At 68.1% G+C, this 2563-nt stretch carries 1 pseudogene; it reads left to right on the top strand.

Annotation, left to right across the window (positions count from 1 at the left end):
* Positions 1-71: 71 nt before the first annotated feature.
* Positions 72-2477 (top strand): annotated as a pseudogene (locus ACFW2E_RS39945) (ATP-binding cassette domain-containing protein); the annotation flags it as partial.
* Positions 2478-2563: the final 86 nt, after the last annotated feature.

Here is a 2563-nt window from a genome sequence, read left to right on the forward strand (position 1 = left end):
ACTGTACATAAACCACGGCACCCAAACCGCTGGTACAATTCTATTTCTACCACGCAAGGTAATCCTGCCTACACGCCACGGTCAGCTTCAACGGCCGCAGTTGGGTCATCGACGACCACGGAAGCACCAACGGCACGTTCGTGCAGGGTCAGCGGATCAGCCAGACCGAGATCGGTCCGGGCTCGGCCGTGCACCTGGGCAACGCGACCGACGGCCCGCGGCTGAACCTGTCCGGCGCCACCGCCGCTCAGCCGCAGCAGCAGGCCGCGCCGTACGCCGCCCAGGGTGCGGGGGCCGGCTGGGCGCAGCAGGCGCCGCCGCAGCAGCAGGCTCCGCAGGCAGGTTGGCAGGAGCCGCAGCAGGCCGCGCCCATTCCGCAGCAGCAGGGCGCCCCGGCCGAGCCGTACGCCCAGCAGGGGCCCGGTGGTGGCGCGGGGGCGCCGCCGGTCTACGGCGACCGCAGCCCGACCACGTTCCACCAGTTCTCGCTCGGCCGCGTGATGCGTATCGGCCGTGCGCTGGAGAACGAGCTGGTCGTCTCCGACCTGCAGGTCTCGCGCCACCACGCCGAGTTCCACTCGATGCCCGACGGCCGCATGGAGATCCGCGACCTCGGCTCGCACAACGGCACGTACGTCAACGGTCAGCCGATCGCCAAGGGCGGTACGGCGCTGCTCGGTCCGAACGACATCGTCGGCGTCGGCCACTCGACCTTCCGGATTATCGGCGACCGTCTCGAGGAGTTCGTCGACACCGGTGAGGTCTCGTTCTCCGCACGCCATCTGACCGTCACGGTCGACGGCGGCAAGCAGATCCTGAAGGACGTCTCCTTCGGTGTCCCGGAGAAGTCGCTGATCGCCGTCATCGGCCCCTCCGGTTCCGGCAAGTCGACCCTGCTGAAGGCGCTCACCGGTTACCGGCCCGCCAACCAGGGCGAGGTGCTCTACGACAACCGGAACCTGTACAAGCAGTTCGCCGAGCTGCGCCAGCGCATCGGTCTGGTTCCGCAGGACGACATCCTGCACAAGGAGCTGACCGTCAAGAAGGCCCTCAAGTACGCGGCCAAGCTGCGCTTCCCGGCCGACACCACGGCCGCCGAGCGCGAGTCCCGCATAGACGAGGTGCTGCGCGAGCTGAAGCTCGACATCCACAAGGAGAAGAAGGTCACCTCCCTCTCCGGCGGCCAGCGCAAGCGCGTCTCCGTGGCTCTGGAGCTGCTCACCAAGCCGTCGCTGATCTTCCTGGACGAGCCGACCTCCGGCCTCGACCCGGGCATGGACCGCGACGTCATGCAGCTGCTGCGCGGCCTCGCGGACGACGGCCGTACGGTCCTCGTCGTCACCCACTCGGTGGCCGAGCTGGCGATCTGCGACAAGCTCCTCGTGATGGCGCCGGGCGGCTCGGTGGCCTACTTCGGCCCGCCGGAGGAGGCGCTGAACTTCTTCGGCTACGACACCTGGGCCGACGTCTTCTCCGCCTTCGAGAACTACCGCGACTACGACTGGGCGGGCCGCTGGAAGGGCTCGCAGCACTACCAGATGTACGCCGCGGACATCGACGCCGTTGCGCCGCAGGCCGTACAGATGCCTCCGATGCAGGCGATGAAGCCACCGAAGCCGCAGGGCTGGATGTCGCAGTTCGTCACGCTGGTGCGCCGCTACGTGTCGGTGATCGCGTCCGACAAGGGCTTCCTCGCGCTGATGGTGATCCTGCCGGCCGTGCTCGGCGCGGTGAGCCTGCTCATCGACTCCGACAAGGGCCTGCTGCCCAACGGCGTCAATTCCCAGACGGGCCGGATCGTCCCGAACGGCACGGCCACCACGGTCCTGCTGATCCTCGCGGTCGGCGCCTGCTTCGCGGGTGCCGCGAACTCGGTCCGTGAGCTGATCAAGGAACGGGTGATCTACGAGCGGGAGCGGGCGACGGGCCTGTCCCGCTCGGCGTACCTGATGTCCAAGGTGTTCGTGCTCGGCATGATCACCGTGTTCCAGGGCCTGCTGGTCGGTGTGATCGGGTTCACCAGCCGGGAGATCCCGAAGGAGGGCCTGGTCTTCGGCAGCGCGACGATCGTCGAGCTGTCCGTGCCGATCATGGCGCTCGGCTTCACCTCGATGATGTTCGGCCTGATCATCTCCTCGCTGGTGAAGACGGCCGAGAAGACCATGCCGCTGCTGGTCATGTTCGCGATCATCCAGGTCGTGTTCACCGGCTGTCTGTTCACCCTGCACGGTTCGATCGGCGTCAACGAGTTCTCGTATCTGATGCCGTCCCGCTGGGCGGTCGCCGCGGCCGGCGCCACGCTGGACTTCAACAAGATCAGCCCGCCGACGGACGGCGGGAGCACGGACCCGCTGTGGGACCACACCGTGGGCGCCTGGGGCATGGACATGGCCGCCCTGATCGCCCTCGGCGTGATCTGCGGCTTCTTCGTCGCCCGCTTCCTGCGCCGCCACGAGCCCGAGGTCATGCGCAAGTAACCGCGCCCGTACGACGCCGAAGGGGGGGCCCCCCACGGGGGGGGCGCCCCGGGGGCTAAGCGGGGTATATGTGCGGGGGGGTTTAA

The organism is Streptomyces sp. NPDC058964 (assembly GCF_042741275.1).
GTDB lineage: Bacteria > Actinomycetota > Actinomycetes > Streptomycetales > Streptomycetaceae > Streptomyces.